The organism is Streptomyces sp. NPDC005483 (assembly GCF_040606035.1).
Lineage (GTDB): Bacteria > Actinomycetota > Actinomycetes > Streptomycetales > Streptomycetaceae > Streptomyces.
Map to the genome: position 1 here is coordinate 149,922 of NZ_JBEXEA010000013.1, position 14,701 is coordinate 164,622.

General features: G+C 72.0%; 12 protein-coding genes. 10 read left to right on the top strand and 2 right to left on the bottom strand.

Annotated elements, in window-relative coordinates:
* Window positions 1–319 precede the first annotated feature (319 nt).
* From ABZT06_RS25240 to ABZT06_RS25275, 8 genes are all read left to right on the top strand, one after another.
* On the top strand, window positions 320–1,141 hold the full coding sequence (locus ABZT06_RS25240; protein ID WP_355745017.1) for a glycosyltransferase family 2 protein: 822 nt from the start codon (window positions 320–322) through the stop codon (window positions 1,139–1,141).
* A complete protein-coding gene (locus tag ABZT06_RS25245) occupies window positions 1,138–2,127 on the top strand; it encodes a glycosyltransferase family 2 protein (RefSeq protein WP_355745020.1) in 990 nt (329 codons plus the stop codon). Before ABZT06_RS25240 ends, ABZT06_RS25245 begins: the two co-directional genes overlap by 4 nt.
* The gene (locus tag ABZT06_RS25250; protein WP_355745022.1) at window positions 2,120–2,920 is read left to right on the top strand and encodes a polysaccharide deacetylase family protein; all 801 of its coding nucleotides are present in this window, start codon (window positions 2,120–2,122) and stop codon (window positions 2,918–2,920) included. Before ABZT06_RS25245 ends, ABZT06_RS25250 begins: the two co-directional genes overlap by 8 nt.
* Window positions 2,913–6,725 carry a polysaccharide biosynthesis C-terminal domain-containing protein gene (locus ABZT06_RS25255; RefSeq protein WP_355745025.1) on the top strand — a complete coding sequence of 1,271 codons (3,813 nt, stop codon included), beginning with the start codon at window positions 2,913–2,915 and terminating at the stop codon, window positions 6,723–6,725. Before ABZT06_RS25250 ends, ABZT06_RS25255 begins: the two co-directional genes overlap by 8 nt.
* A gap of 19 nt (window positions 6,726–6,744) precedes the next feature.
* On the top strand, window positions 6,745–7,917 hold the full coding sequence (locus tag ABZT06_RS25260) for a sensor histidine kinase (protein WP_355745028.1): 1,173 nt from the start codon (window positions 6,745–6,747) through the stop codon (window positions 7,915–7,917).
* Entirely contained in the window at window positions 7,914–8,573 is a 660-nt protein-coding gene (locus tag ABZT06_RS25265) for a response regulator transcription factor (protein WP_355745031.1), read from the top strand. Before ABZT06_RS25260 ends, ABZT06_RS25265 begins: the two co-directional genes overlap by 4 nt.
* A gap of 112 nt (window positions 8,574–8,685) precedes the next feature.
* Window positions 8,686–9,324, top strand: a complete 639-nt coding sequence (locus ABZT06_RS25270) for a GPP34 family phosphoprotein (RefSeq protein WP_355745034.1) — start codon at window positions 8,686–8,688, stop codon at window positions 9,322–9,324.
* A 15-nt stretch (window positions 9,325–9,339) separates the two neighbouring features.
* On the top strand, window positions 9,340–10,908 hold the full coding sequence (locus ABZT06_RS25275) for a carboxylesterase family protein (protein WP_355745037.1): 1,569 nt from the start codon (window positions 9,340–9,342) through the stop codon (window positions 10,906–10,908).
* Here ABZT06_RS25275 and ABZT06_RS25280 read toward each other — a convergent pair.
* Complete coding sequence (locus ABZT06_RS25280; RefSeq protein ID WP_355745040.1) at window positions 10,898–12,319, bottom strand: xylan 1,4-beta-xylosidase; 1,422 nt, start codon at window positions 12,317–12,319, stop codon at window positions 10,898–10,900. The genes ABZT06_RS25275 and ABZT06_RS25280 overlap by 11 nt on opposite strands.
* 167 nt (window positions 12,320–12,486) lie before the next feature.
* Here ABZT06_RS25280 and ABZT06_RS25285 point away from each other — a divergent pair, with 167 nt between their 5' ends.
* Both ABZT06_RS25285 and ABZT06_RS25290 read left to right on the top strand, forming a co-directional pair.
* On the top strand, window positions 12,487–13,581 hold the full coding sequence (locus ABZT06_RS25285) for a DUF5925 domain-containing protein (RefSeq protein ID WP_355745043.1): 1,095 nt from the start codon (window positions 12,487–12,489) through the stop codon (window positions 13,579–13,581).
* A gap of 15 nt (window positions 13,582–13,596) precedes the next feature.
* A complete protein-coding gene (locus tag ABZT06_RS25290; RefSeq protein ID WP_355745046.1) occupies window positions 13,597–14,328 on the top strand; it encodes a DUF72 domain-containing protein in 732 nt (243 codons plus the stop codon).
* Here ABZT06_RS25290 and ABZT06_RS25295 read toward each other — a convergent pair.
* Window positions 14,313–14,684: a GntR family transcriptional regulator gene (locus tag ABZT06_RS25295; protein WP_355745049.1), complete on the bottom strand. Its 372-nt coding sequence runs from the start codon at window positions 14,682–14,684 to the stop codon at window positions 14,313–14,315. The two genes, ABZT06_RS25290 and ABZT06_RS25295, sit on opposite strands and share 16 nt — an antisense overlap.
* Window positions 14,685–14,701 lie beyond the last annotated feature (17 nt).

Below are 14,701 nucleotides of genomic sequence, written 5' to 3' on the forward strand. Positions count from 1 at the left end.
CGTCATACATCACACCCGCACCGTCCCGTCATCGAGCGGCTCTAGGGGAGGGCTCAAGGACCGCGACGGGGGCGCGGGGCGCGGTAGGGGGGTGCCGTGCTCGGTGACCGCACTTTGTGACCGAGTCGTGCCGCGCGACCGGCTGTCGTTTCTCTGAACAAGCACAGCACGACGGCGGTCGGCCAGCTTTGCCAGCTCACCCGGCGCGTACGGAGATTCCTTCCGGCATGCCGTGAGTGAGAACCCCCCTTTCGAACCGGAGCAAAAAGCCGGACCGCCCAGGGGCGGGCGGTCCACCGGACGAGAGGGAACCAGACTCATGAGTTCAGTTCTGCGCCCGGCGGCTGCGGGCCAGGATGTGCCGACAGCCAGCCAGTACCGGCCCATCTCCACTCACCTGGCCATCACGCCACCGGTGAGTGTCGTCATACCCGCCATGAACGAGGCGGAGAACCTTCCGTACGTCTTCAAGACGCTGCCCGACTGGATCCACGAAGTGGTGCTGGTGGACGGCAACTCCACGGACGACACCGTCGCGGTGGCCCGCGAGCTGTGGCCCGAGGTGAAGGTCGTCAAGCAGCACGGCAAGGGCAAGGGGGACGCCCTGATCACCGGGTTCGAGGCCTGCACCGGTGACATCGTCGTCATGATCGACGCGGACGGCTCGGCCGACGGCAACGAGATCGTCTCCTACGTCTCCGCCCTCGTCTCGGGCGCGGACTTCGCCAAGGGGTCCCGCTTCGCCAACGGCGGCGGCACCGACGACATGACCTTCATCCGCAAGCTCGGCAACTGGGCGCTGTGCACCATCGTCAACCGCAAGTTCGGCGCCCGCTACACGGATCTCTGCTACGGGTACAACGCCTTCTGGCGGCACTGCCTCGACAAGATCGACCTCGACTGCACGGGCTTCGAGGTGGAGACCCTGATGAACATCCGGGTCGTCAAGGCGGGGCTCAAGGTGCAGGAGATTCCGAGCTACGAGTACCTCCGCATCCACGGCGCGAGCAATCTGCGGGCCGTCCGGGACGGGTTCCGGGTGCTCAACGTGATCCTCGGGGAGCGGTCCAACCGGCGTGCGCTGCGCCGCCGCGCCCATCGCTCGCCGATGCTCGACTCGGTCCGGGGAGAGGTGTCTTGAGCGATCCCGACATCTCCGTCGTGATCTGCGTGTACACCGAGGACCGCTGGGAGGACATCCTCGCGGCGGTCGCCTCGGTGCGGACGCAGTCGTACCCCGCCCTGGAGACGCTGCTGGTCGTCGACCACAATCCGGCGCTCCTGGACCGGCTGACCAAGGAGTACAAGGAGGTCGGGGAGGTCCGCGTGTTCGCCAACGCGGGCCCCCGTGGCCTGTCCGCGGGCCGCAACACCGGGATCGCCGCCTCGCGCGGCGAGGTGATCGCCTTCCTGGACGACGACGCGGTCGCCGAGCAGGACTGGCTGCGCCACTTCGCCTCGGGATACGCGGACCCGCACGTCATGGCGGTCGGCGGCCGTACGGTGCCGATCTGGGCGTCGGGACGCCGGCCCGCCTGGTTCCCGGAGGAGTTCGACTGGGTGGTCGGCTGCACCTACAAGGGCATCCCGTCCGGCCTGGTCCGGGTGCGCAACGTCCTCGGCGGCAACGCCTCCTTCCGCCGCAGCGCCTTCGACGCGGCGGGCGGCTTCGCCACCGGCATCGGGCGGGACGGCGACAAGCGCCCGCTGGGCTGCGAGGAGACGGAGCTGTGCATCCGGCTGAGCCGGGCCAGAGCGGACGCGGTCCTGCTGATCGACGACCGGGCGGTGATCCACCACCGGGTGCCCGAGGCGCGCGAGCACTTCGGGTACTTCCGCACGCGTGCGTACGCGGAGGGCCTGTCCAAGGCTCTGGTGGCCCGAAGTGTGGGTGCGGACAAGGGACTTGAGTCGGAGCGCCGGTACGCCACCAGGGTGTTGCCGTCCGGGGTGGTACGCGGGCTGCGGGACGCCGCGCTGTCCCGGCCGGGCGGCGCGGGCCGGGCGGGCGCGATCGTCGCCGGGGTGCTCACCGCGGCCGGCGGGTATGTGGTCGGCACCCTCCGGGCGCGGCGGGGCGGAGCCACGTTCTCGGTCGTGGAGATACAGGGGGAGAGAGATGGCTGAGCCGCCCGTACCGATCCTCATGTACCACGCGGTCGCCACCGACCCGAACGACGCCACCCGGGTGCTGTCGGTGTCCCCCGAGTCCTTCGCCCAGCAGATGGAGCTCGTCGGAGAGTTGGGACTCACGCCGGTCAAGACGGCTGATCTCGCGGCGCGTTGGCGCGACGGCCGGTCGCTGCCCGAACGGCCCGTCCTGATCACCTTCGACGACGGCTACGAGGGCGTCCACCGGCACGCCCTGCCCGTGCTCGCCAAGCACGGCTTCACGGCCACGGTGTTCGTCTCCACGGGCTGGATCCGGGGGCCGTACGACATGGGCGGCGGACTGGACACCATGCTGGACTGGGACCAGGTCCGCGAACTCGCCACGGCGGACGTCGAGATCGGCGGCCACACCCACACGCACCCGCAGCTCGACCAGCTCGACGACACCGCGCTGCGCCACGAGCTGATCCACTCCAGGGAGATCGTCACCGACGAACTCGGCACCGCGCCGGCTTCGCTCGCCTATCCGTACGGCTATTCCAGCCGCCGGGTCCGCGAGGCGGTGCGCGAGACGGGGTACGGCCAGGCGCTCGCCGTGAACAACGGCCTCGCACGGCGCCGCCAGGGGCCGTACGCGCTCACCCGCCTCACCGTGCGGCGCGGCACCACGGCCGAGGAGTTCGAGCGGCTCGTCCAGGGCCGGGCGATCGCCCGGGACTTCGCCAGGGACCGTGCCCTCACCAAGGGGTACGCGTTGGTCCGAAGAGCACGACAGGTCCGCCGGAAGGTCTCCCGTTCCCGTGTCTGACACGACGACCACGACCGAGCCCGAGTCGACCGCGGCGAAGGCGCCCGAGCAGTCGGGGCGCCGTCTTCGGCTGCCCGGACTGGGCAGGGGTGCGGGCGGCGGCAACCAGCTGTTCCGCAACGCCTACGCGCTGATGCTCAACACCGGTATCTCCGCGGTGCTGGGCCTCGGCTTCTGGCTGGCGGCCGCCCGCTACTACTCCGAGTCGGCGGTCGGCCAGGGTTCCGCCGCGATCGCCGCGATGAAACTCCTCGCGGGACTGACCGCGGTGACCCTGACCGGGGCGCTGGCCCGCTTCATACCGGTCGCGGGCCGGGCCACCGGGCGTCTCATCGCCCGCACGTACGCGGGCAGTTCGGTGCTCGTGGCCATCGCCGCGGTCGCCTTCCTGCTCACCCTGGACGCGTGGGGGCCGTCGTACCGCTTCCTGCACGGACCGGTGAACGGCCTCGGCTTCATCGCGGCAGTCGTCGCCTGGAATGTGCTCACGCTCCAGGACGGCGTGCTGACCGGGCTGCGCAGCGCGCTGTGGGTGCCGGTCGGCAACACCGTGTTCTCCGCGGTGAAGCTGGGGCTGCTGGTCGCGTTCGCGGTGGCGATCCCGACGGCCGGTGTCTTCGTGTCGTGGGTCGCTGCGATCGCGGTCTCCGTGCTGCCGCTGGGCTGGATGGTGTTCCGGCGCCTGGCACCGCGCCATGTGAAGGCGACCGAGGACCACGCGAAGCCGCCCTCCCTCAGGGAGATCGGGCGCTTCCTCGCGGGCGACTACACCGGCTCGCTGTTCTCGCTCGCCGTGGTCTATCTGGTCCCGGTGATCGTGGCCTCGCAGGTCAGCTCCCAGGACAACGCGTACTTCTACATCACCACGACGATCGGCGGCACCTGCAACCTGCTCGCCATCAACATGGGCGCCTCCCTGACCGTCGAGGGCTCGCACGACCCGGGGCGCCTGGCCGCCAACACCCGTGCCGCGCTGAAGCGGATGGCGCGGATCATGCTGCCGGTGGCCGGCATCCTGTTCTTCGGGGCGCCCTGGATCCTCGGTGTGTTCGGATCGGGCTACGCGGACGCGGCCACCCCGCTGCTGCGCTGGTTCGCCGTCGGCGCGGTGCTGCGGGTCGTCATGGAGACGTACTTCGCGGTGCTGCGCGCGCAGAGCCGCACCTCCGGACTCGCCTGGCTGCAGGGCCTGTTGTGTGTGCTGGTGCTCGGTCTGACGCTGCTGCTCCTGCCCCGCATGGGGCTGACCGGAGCGGGTGTCGCCGAGATCTCCTCGCTCGCGGTGATCGTCTCGATCGCGGCGCCCAAGCTGTACCGGACGATCCGGCTCGCACCGGCCCCCGAGCTGCCGGCGAGCGCGGCTCCCGACGGCGACCTCGCCGACCTCGGGGCGCGCGAGGTACCGGCCGCGGGCCGCACCCGCCGACCCGGCTGGGCGCTCGACCAGGACACCCTCGCGCTGGGTATCCACGTCGACTTCGACCACCAGGAACGCCGTCCCGACGTACGCCCGGGCCCCGGCACTCCGCCCACCGGCACCCCGGTGCCCGGTGTGCCGCGCGACCGGCCGACGTGGGCGCTGCAGAAGCTGCCCGAACTCGGGCTGCCCGTGGAAGAGCGGGAACCAGGGTCCGATTCCTCGGTGGGTCCGTCCGAGACCGAGGTGGACGCGCCGTTCGAGGTGTCCTTCGACGCGGGCAAGGAGGTCGACGTACCGGAGGAGCCCGCCGTACCGGAGGAGGTGCCACGGTCCGCGGAGCCGCCGCGGCCCCTCTCCTTGCGGGAACGACTGCAGCCCACCTGGCTCGGGGTGTTCCTCGGCTGCCTGCTGGGCGTCGCACTGCTCCTGTACTGGGTGCCGGCGCTCAGCCTGGGCGAGGCCGACCTGGACCGGATGGGCGGGCTCGGGCTGATCTCGGTCCTGCCGCTGCCCACACTGGCCGGGGCGGCCCTGCTGGTCGTGGTCTTCGCCTCGCTGCTCTGGCTGGGCCGCGAGCACAAGGCACTGCTGCTGGTCACGCTGGTGGCGACCGTGTTCTCGCTGCACGCGCTGCCGGGGGTGATCGAGGCGGAGCCGCGGTTCGCGACGGCCTGGCAGCACCTCGGGTTCATCGACTACATCGACCGGACCGGCTCCGCCGTGCCCGACCTGGATGCCCGCTGGAGCTGGCCGGGCTTCTTCGCGGCGGCCGCGTTCGTCGCGCAGGCCTGCGGGGTCACGGACTTCACCGAGATCATCCGCTGGTGGCCGACGGCGATCCAACTCGCCTACCTGGTACCGATGTTCCTGCTCGTGAGGCACATGCGGGCGAGCTGGCGGGCCAAGTGGACCGGCATCTGGATCTTCGTGCTCAGCGGCTGGGTCGGCCAGGACTACTTCTCCCCGCAGGGCTTCACCTATCTGCTGTACCTGGTGTTCGTGGCGATCTTGCTCGTCTGGTTCCGCGCCCCGCGCGTGATCTGGACGAAGAGGCGGCCCGGCGAGGCGGAGGTCGAGCCGACCAACCGCCGCCAACGCGCCCTTCTGCTCGCGGTGTTGATCGGGCTGTTCGCGACGAGCGTGCCCGCCCACCAACTCACCCCGTTCGTGATGCTCGGCGTGCTGGCGGTGCTCGTCCTGATCGGCCGCAGCGAACTGCGCGGTCTGCCCGTCCTGTTCGCCGTCATGGTCGCCGCCTGGATCGGCTGGATGGCCGAGCCGTACTGGTCGGGACACTTCGACGACCTGTTCGGCGGGGTCGGCGGCGTCGGCGGCAACGTCTCCTCGTCGGTCTCCGGCCGTATCGAGGGCGGCAGTTCGACCCACAAGCTGGTCCTGTACGTACGCGTGCTGCTGGCCGGCGGGGTCATGGCGCTGGCCTGCTACGGCTGGTGGCGCCGCCGCGACCACAAGTACCGGGAAGCCGCCCTGCTCGTCCTGACCTTCGTGCCGTTCCTCGGCTTCGGCATGCAGTCCTACGGCGGCGAGATGGCGCTGCGGGTCTTCATGTTCGCCCTGCCGGGCGCCGGCCTGCTCGCCGCGCTGGCGCTCTTCCCGCGTACCGGGGTCACCGCGAAGGAGCGCGAGAAGGACCGGGTCAGCCTCGCCCCGGTGGCCGCGCTCATGGCGGGTCTGCTGCTCGTCGGCGGCTTCCTGGTGGCCCGGTGGGGCAACGAGCCGTTCGAGCGGATCCAGCCCGGCGAGGTCGCCGCCATGGAATACGTGTACGCCCACGACGATCCGACGGTCCGGCTGCTGTGGCTGTCCAACGACACGTTGAACAACGTGACGCCGGCGATGCCGTGGGGCGCGCAGGACATGGAGAAGGTGTCGTACGTGCCGACGCTGGCGCCGACCGACCCGGTGCTGGTGTCCGGGCTGGTCAAGGCGCTGAAGGACGCGGGCCCGAACTCGTATCTGATGGTCAACGTCAGTCAGGTCACGTATCTGCGCCTCGACGTGGGCTATTCGGGGACGTGGGAGCCGCGGCTGCTCGACAACCTCGACAGCCGCAAGGAGCTCAAGCGGGTCCTCACCAACGACGACGTCATCATGTACGCCCTGCGGGACCAGCCCGCCGGGAAGGTCCCGAAGGCCGATCCGGGGCCGATCGGGCCGCAGATCACCTGGACACCCTGGTCGGTGGTGGGGGCGCTGGCCGCGCTGGCGCTGATCCTGCTGCTCTCGGCTCGTGAGGTGGTGCGGGTCGCGGTGCGGCCGGGGGTGCGGCAGCTGCGGTGGCTGCAGAGCAGCTTCTGGTTCGCGCTGCCGCTGCTCGCGGTGTTCCTGGCGGCGCTGGTGCAGCGGTTCCTGACGATGAAGTAGGCGCCGATAGGCTCGGGACGTGGACCTCAGCAGTCAGCGGCCGGACGAGGTGTTCGCCGGTGAGGTCCGGGGCGAGCTGTCGCCCCGGACGGCCCGGAGGCTGTGGCGGGGGTCGGCCGGGACGGTGCTCGCCGTCCTCGGCACCTCGGTGCTCGTCGCCGGCACGGACCACGGGCGGCGGCTGCCCTTCGCCGTGGCCCTGGTCCTGGCCCAGGTGTGGGCCCTGCGGTGGCAGGCACGGGCCCCGGCACGCGTACTGGCCGTGAACGCGGTGACGGGGCTCGCGGTGTGGGGGCTGCTGGCCGAAGTGACCTTGACGGGGGCATTGCTCGCGGCGCAGATCTCGTTGTGCGTGCTGTCGGCCATCAGGCCGCGACGGGTGTCGGCGTGGGCGCTCGCGGCGATGTGCCTGCCCGCACCACTGGCGTTCGGTGCGGGCGGGCCCGCGGGACTGGCGGTGTATCTGCTGACCGTGGCCCTGGCGTGGACCGCGGGTCAGTGGCGCCGGGCGCAGCGGGAGCGGACGCGGGCGGAGATGCGCCGGGCGGTGGTGGAGGAGCGGGCGCGGATCGCGCGCGAAGTGCACGACGTCGTGGCGCACACCCTGTCGGTGATGGTCGTCCAGGCGGGCGCCGCCGACGACGTGTTCACCGACCGGCCCGAACAGGCGCGTGCGGCACTGCGGGCCATCGAGACGGGTGCCCGCTCGGCACTCGGCGAACTGCGCCTGCTGCTGCGGGCGTTCCGCCCCGAGGCGGAGGTGGAGGCGGGTGAGCCCGGCGAGCGACGGGATCCGGGGCCCTCGCTCGCGCGCCTCGACGAGCTGGCCGACAGCGTGCGCGCTACCGGGATGACCGTGCACGTGCACCGCGAGGGCGTCACCGGCGGACTGCCGGCCGCGGTGGACCTGGCGGGGTACCGGATCGTCCAGGAGGCCCTCACCAACGCGCTGCGGCACGCGGCCGGCGCCGACGAGGTGCGGGTGCGCGTGATGGCCGAGGAGGACTGCGTGAGGGTCACGGTGACCGACAACGGGCGTGAGGTGCAGGGCGGTTCGGCGCCGGGGGCGGGACGGGGCCTGCTGGGGATGAAGGAGCGCGCACGGCTCGTGGGCGGCAGTCTGCGCGCCGGTCCGCTGGCCGGGGGCGGCTTCGAGGTGGCGGCACGGCTGCCGGTGGAGCGGGTGTCATGACCCTGCGGGTGGTGGTGGCCGACGACCAGGCCCTGGTGCGTACCGGGTTCCGCATGATCATCGATGCCCGGGACGGCCTGGAGGTGGTCGGTGAGGCCTGCGACGGCCTGGAGGCGGTGCGGCTGACGCGGGAACTGGCGCCCGACGTGGTGCTGATGGACGTACGCATGCCCGTCGTGGACGGTATCGAGGCGACCCGGCGGATCGCGGAGTCGGGCAGTGCCGCCCGGGTGCTCGTGCTCACCACGTGGGACGTGGACGCGCATGTGGTCGACGCCCTGCGGGCCGGGGCGAGCGGCTTCCTGCTGAAGGACATCCGTCCCGCCGAGCTCGTCGACGCGATCCGGGTCACCGCGCGCGGCGACGCGCTGCTGGCGCCGTCCGTGCTCGGCCGCGTCCTCGACCGTTTCCTGCGCACCACGCCCGACCCGGCGCCGCCGCCCTCCCTGACCGGCCTCTCCGGCCGTGAGCGGGAGGTGCTCACCCTGATCGGGCAGGCGTTGTCGAACGCGGAGATCGCCGGGCGGCTGCGGCTGTCGGAGGCCACTGTCAAGAACCACGTCACCGCGGTGCTGCGCAAACTCGGTCTGCGCGACCGCGTCCAGGCCGTCGTCGCCGCCTACGACCACGGCCTCGTGCGCCCGCGCCGCCCCTGACACCGTCCTCCTCCTCAGGGAGGAGACCGGGCGGCGGTCCTCCTGTGTTCCCAGTGCCGGACCCTTCGTGCGGCCGATCCGCGGCCCGGGCGGCCGACCCTACCGTCGAGATGTGATCGACGACCTGGCGTGCCTCATGTATCTGCTCGCCCACGACGACACGGCCGAAGGCCCCTTCGACCGTTCCCGCACGGAGCTGCTGGTCCGTGCCGCCGCTCTGGCCGACCTCGCGATGCGCGGCCGGCTCGCGGAGGCGGACGGCGAGGTCATCGTGTCCGGCACGGAACCGGCCGGCGATCCCGTCCTGGACGGCGTCCTGCGCGACGCGGCCGGCGGGCACGGCTGGAAGCACTTGGTGCGCCGCCATCGCAAGCGGACCCTGACCGAGGTGGAGGACCGACTCGCCGCGGCGGGGCTCCTCACCGTGAAGCCGCCGCGCACCCGCTTCGGCACCCGGCGGCTGACCGTGCCGGACCGCGCCCTGCCGGCCTCGCTGCACGCCCGCGTGTCCACGGCGCTGCACGGGAACGCTCCCGTGCTGGAGATTCCGGCCGCCGACGCCGTCCTGCTGGCGCTGGCCGCGACCGGCGGGGTCCGCTCGGTCGTGTCACGGCGGGACCGGAAGATCTTCCGGTCCCGTATCGACGCCTGCACGAGGACCCTCGGCGCCCTCGCGCCCGGCCTGGAGAAGGCCGTACGAAACCTGCCGACGACCATGATCGCCGCACAGGGCGGCATGGGCGGCGGCTGACCGAACGGGGAGACCATGACCACACACCGCGTCCTGACGACCCTCCTGGGCTGCGCCCTGACGGCCACGCTCACGACAGCCGTCTCGACCTCGACCTCGACCTCGCCTTCGCCTTCGCCTTCGACGACCGTGCACACCCGCGACGGGCTGGTGCGTGGGGCCGTCCACGACGGCTACCGCACCTTCGACGGCATCCCCTACGCGGTACCCCCGGTCGGCCGGCTGCGCTGGACCCCGCCCCACCGTCCGGCCCCCTGGTCCGGGGGACGGGACGCGACCCGGCCCGCGAGCGCCTGCCCGCAACCGGCCGGTGAGGTGCCCGGGGGCAGCACCGACGAGGACTGTCTCCACCTCGGCGTCACGACGCCCGACGGCGCCCGACCGGCCCGCCCGCGGCCGGTGATCGTATGGCTGCACGGCGGCGGCCTCACCACCGGAGCGGGCAGCTCGTACGACGCCCACCGCATGGCCACCCGTGGCGACGTCGTGGTCGTCACCGTCGACTACCGCCTCGGCGCCCTGGGCTTCCTCGCACACGACGGGCTGCCCGGCTCCGGCACCTTCGGCCTGGCCGACCAGCAGGCGGCACTGCGCTGGGTCCGCTCCGAGATCGGCGCCTTCGGCGGCGACGCGCGCAACGTGACGCTGGCCGGCGAGTCGGCGGGCGGCTACAGCGTCTGCGCCCAGCTCGCCTCACCCGCCGCCGCGGGGCTCTTCGACCGAGCGATCATCCAGAGCGGTCCGTGCACCGGTCGTCAGGACCGGCCGTTCGCCCCGTCCTCCGTACCCCTGTCCACGGCACGGGCTGCGGGCGCCGGTCTCGCGGCGGAGGTCGGCTGCGGCTCCGCCCGCGATGTCCTGGCGTGTCTGCGTCACGTGCGCGTCTCGCGGCTGCTCGCGGCCCAGGCCGTCGACCAACAGCCCGCCTACGCGACCCCGTTGCTGCCCGCCGACCCCGCGGCGGCGATCGCCACCGGCCGCTTCCACCACGTCCCCGTCCTGATCGGCGACAACCACGACGAGGGCAACGGCTGGGCCGCCGGGATCGTCCAGGCCGGCAACCCCGTGACTCCCGACACCTGGCCCGACATCGTGAGCGCCTTCTTCCCCTCTCCCGGGCAGGCGAGGGCGATCGTCCGCGAGTACCCAGTGGACCGGACCGACGGGGGCCCGGTGTTCGGCGCGGTCATCGGCGACGGCGACTTCGCCTGCCCGACGGCGGCCACCGGCGACCTGCTCGCCACCCATGTGCCCGTCTGGCGGTACGAGTTCGCCGACGAGCACGCTCCGCCGCTCACCCCGGGCACCCCGCCGTTCCCGCTCGGCGCCTCGCACGCGAGCGAACTGCCGTACCTCTTCGACCTGGGCGGCCGGCCCGGCGACCTGACCGCGGCACAGCACCGCCTCGCCGACACCATGATCGGCTACTGGACCCGCTTCGCCCGCACCGGCGACCCCGGCGGTCCGTCGTCACCCCGCTGGCCCCTGCGGACGGTGTTGTCCCTGGCACCGGACCACGTCGTCCCGACGCGCACGGAGCGGCTGCGCCATCACTGCGGGTTCTGGGACACCGTCAGCGGCTGAGCCACTTGACCTCGTACGCCTGCATGTCGAACCGCTTCCCGTCGATCTGTGCGCTGATCCTCCGGTCGAGGGTGTTGACCACCAGGACGGTCCTGTCGGTGGCGAGGACGCGGACGTTGGGCACGTCGTCGGCGGCGACGGAGACGGTCCGGTACGTGGTTCCCGGCGGGAAGGCCTTGCCGAACCGGCTGACGAGGTCGAACATGGGCAGCTCCCGCCCGCCGCCGCTGCCCCTGGTCGGCGTCCACAGACAGCCCGCGCAGGCCGTGCCCTTCTCGTTCTCCGGGTTCCAGTAGAGCGCGGACGTGGTGCCGCCCCTGGCCAGCGCGATCATCCCGGCGGCCTGCACCGCGACCCTGCGGTTCTCGGACCAGCCCTCGCGTTCGTCCTTGCTGTCGGCGGGCTCGACGTAGTACTCGGCCCACCACAGCGGCAGGTTGCCGGTCCGCTGCCGCACCCACCGGCTCACCGCGGTGAACTTGTCGGTGGCGGCGAACTCGTTCGGCAGCAGTTCGTCGTCGTTGGTGTAGCTGGAGCCGTCCACGACCACGAAGTCGGCGCCGGCCTTGTTCCTGTTCCAGTAGTCGAAGGCGTCCAGGATCCGCTGGTCCATCGCGCCCCAAGCCCCCTTGAAGGTGGCGGAGGCGTCCTCGGAGCGCGGGTCGACGCTGTCCATCACGAGATACGGGCCGCCCACCATGATCTTGGGGTCGACCTTCTTGAGCGCCTTGTAGACCAGGTTGTAGAGCCGGGTGTAACCCTCGTAGTCCCAGCGGGACCTGGCGTTGTTCCAGAAGCCCTTGAACTCGTTCCAGACGATGAAGTGGCGTACGTCCGGGTACCGCTTGGCGACGGTCGCGGCGAGCGCGGCGTAGTCCTCGAAGTGCGCGGGATCCGGGGCGGTCTCCAGGGCCGCCTTGCTCCAGTCGGTGTTGCCGACGCCCGCCTCGCCGCCCTTCATCCAGTCCGGCGCGCAGCACAGGGTGATGATCGGTGTGGAGCCGGAGGCGCGGACGAAGTCGATGCGCCGGTCCAGGTCCTCGAAGTCGTAACGGCCCTTGACCGGCTCGGGGTTGTCGGCGCCCCAGCCCATGATGTGCTGGTTCTGCGGGAGTCCGCCCACGCCCTCGATCCGTTGCGCGACCCGCTCGGTGGCCTCGGAGTTGCCCTCGTCGGCGCTGAACTGGGTGTGGGTGAAGCCCCAGCCGACCTCCGGCGTGTCCGCGTCCGGTGTGGTCGTCGGGGTGCCGTGGACCTTGTCGCCGTTGCGCGAGGTGCCGTCGGTGCCCGCGCCGCTGCCCGGAAGCGTGTTGAGGAGGGTCACGATCAGTGCCAGAGCCGCCGCGCCCACACCGAGCAGAGCGGTGAGCCGCCACCGCCGTGCCCCCGTATACCACCCATGACGTCCCATCGAGGGCAACGGTATCCGCGAACACACCTGTGGGGGCAGATGTCGGAGATGCACAGCTCTGTAACAGGAGGTAGAGGACAGACCGGGAACACGGGACAGGAGCGACACAACCGACGCACCGCAGAAACCGGGTGCGTACGGGGGTGCCGTGCCGGATCATGGGCGGCATGTCTGCGAACCCACACGACGCGCTGCCGATCCGGCTCACCGTCGACGACAGCGACTCGCCGTCCGACGTCGTCGACGCGCTGTTCCTCGGCCGCTTCGCGACGGGCGAGCAGCCCTACTCCCACGCGGCCAACATCGACCGGGTCCGCACCGGGGCCACACTCCTGCCGCCGGGCGCCCGGGTGCTGCGCGTCGCCCGCGACGACGACCGCAGCGCGACGCTCGCCGAGGGCGACGGCTGGACCGTGCTGATCTCCCGCTGGAACCGCGGCGCCGACGTCACCGTCACGGCGACCGACGCCGAGCTGGCCAAGAAGGTCCTCGACCAGGCGACCGACGGCGCGGCGGACGAGCCCGAACCCCAGCCGGAGAACGTGACGATGGGCTTCTGGTACGTCTCTCCCAGGCGCGGCCCGCACCGCACGACCCGGCAGATCTCCGCGGGCACCTGGGACGAGGTCCGGCAGAACTACACGGCGCCGGTCGCGGACGCGATGAACGGCCTGATGAAGACGACCCCGGAGGACATCGCGGGCCGTCTGCTCCTGCTGCACGGCCCGCCGGGCACCGGCAAGACCTCCGCCCTGCGCACGCTGGCCCGTTCCTGGCGGGACTGGTGCCAGGTGGACTGCGTGCTGGACCCGGAGCGGCTGTTCAACGACGTCGGCTACCTCATGGACATCGCGATCGGCGAGGACGATTCGACGGGCAAGGGCCGCTGGCGGCTGCTGCTCCTGGAGGACTGCGACGAGTTGATCCGCGGCGAGGCCAAGCACACGGCGGGCCAGGCCCTGTCGCGGCTGCTGAACCTGACCGACGGTCTGCTGGGCCAGGGACGCAACGTTCTGGTGGGCGTCACGACCAACGAGGACCTGGAGCGCCTGCACCCCGCCGTGGTCCGCCCCGGCCGCTGCCTGGCCCGCATCGAGGTGGGCCCGCTGACCCGCCGGGAGGCGGTGAGCTGGCTCGGCACCGAGGAGGGCGTGGGCCGCGAGGGGGCGACGCTGGCGGAGCTGTACGCGCTGCGCCGGGGGACCTCACCGACGGCGGTGCCGGAGCCGCGGCCCGGGGCGGACGCGGGGCTGTACCTGTAGTGCTTTGATGGGTGTATGACCTTGTTCGTCGGCACGTCGGGGTGGCAGTACAAGGACTGGCGAGGGGTCCTCTACCCCGACGGCGTCCCCGTGCGGCTCTGGCTGGAGGAGTACACGGCGCACTTCCCGACGGTCGAGATCAACAACGCGTTCTACCGGCTGCCGACGCGAGAGACCTTCGAGGCGTGGCGGGAGCGGGTGCCGGGGGACTTCGTGGTGGCGGTGAAGGCGAGCCGGTACCTGACCCACATCAAGCGGCTGAAGGACCCGCAGGAGCCGGTGCACCGTCTGATGAGCCATGCGGAGGGGCTGGGCCCCCGGCTGGGCCCGGTGCTCGTCCAGCTCCCCCCGACCCTGCGCGCCGACCCGGGCCTGCTGGACGCCTGCCTGGCCTGCTTCCCCTCGTCGGCCCGGGTCGCGGTGGAACCCCGTCACGTGTCCTGGTGGACGCCTCAGACCCGCAAGGTGCTGGAGACCCGCGGCGCGGCCCTGTGCTGGGCCGACGTCCGCGCCCGCCCGGTGACCCCGCTCTGGCGCACCACCGACTGGGGGTACGTCCGCCTCCACGAGGGCCGGGCACAGGCATGGCCGCACTACGGCAGACGGTCCCTTGAGACCTGGGCCGAGCGGATCCGGGAGACCTGGGCCGGGGACGAGGACGTGTACGTGTACTTCAACAACGACCCGAACGGTGCCGCCGTGCGCAACGCGAAGACGTTCGCCTCCCTTTCTCAGCCCTCCCCGTAAGCCGCCCGCAGCGCATCCCGTACGGCCGCCAAGGCGTCGTTCTCCGTGAGGCCCAGTCGCCGGGCCCGCTCGACATACGCCTGCGCGGCCGACGCCAGTTCCCGTTCCGCGGCCGAGCCCGCGGCGGCCACGAACGTGCCGTTGCGGCCCCGCGTCTCGATCACTCCGTCGCTCTCGAGCGCCCGGTACGCCTTGGCGACGGTGTTCGCGGCGAGCCCGAGCGACTCGGCGAGCCCCCGCACGGTCGGCAGCCGGTATCCCACCGGCAGCACCCCCGCCCGCGCCTGCTCGGAGATCTGCACCCGCACCTGCTCGTACGGCGGTGCGCTGTCGTCGATGTGGATCTTCAAGGTCACGAGCCGATTGTCCCGCA

What these genes read in the sequence shown, in the direction of transcription:
- ABZT06_RS25290 (WP_355745046.1), top strand. Translation starts at nt 13,597, where the DNA reads ATGACCTTGTTCGTCGGCACGTCGGGGTGGCAGTACAAGGACTGGCGA.
- ABZT06_RS25285 (WP_355745043.1), top strand. Translation starts at nt 12,487, where the DNA reads ATGTCTGCGAACCCACACGACGCGCTGCCGATCCGGCTCACCGTCGAC.
- ABZT06_RS25265 (WP_355745031.1), top strand. Translation starts at nt 7,914, where the DNA reads ATGACCCTGCGGGTGGTGGTGGCCGACGACCAGGCCCTGGTGCGTACC.
- ABZT06_RS25280 (WP_355745040.1), bottom strand. Translation starts at nt 12,319, where the DNA reads ATGGGACGTCATGGGTGGTATACGGGGGCACGGCGGTGGCGGCTCACC.
- ABZT06_RS25240 (WP_355745017.1), top strand. Translation starts at nt 320, where the DNA reads ATGAGTTCAGTTCTGCGCCCGGCGGCTGCGGGCCAGGATGTGCCGACA.
- ABZT06_RS25250 (WP_355745022.1), top strand. Translation starts at nt 2,120, where the DNA reads ATGGCTGAGCCGCCCGTACCGATCCTCATGTACCACGCGGTCGCCACC.
- ABZT06_RS25275 (WP_355745037.1), top strand. Translation starts at nt 9,340, where the DNA reads ATGACCACACACCGCGTCCTGACGACCCTCCTGGGCTGCGCCCTGACG.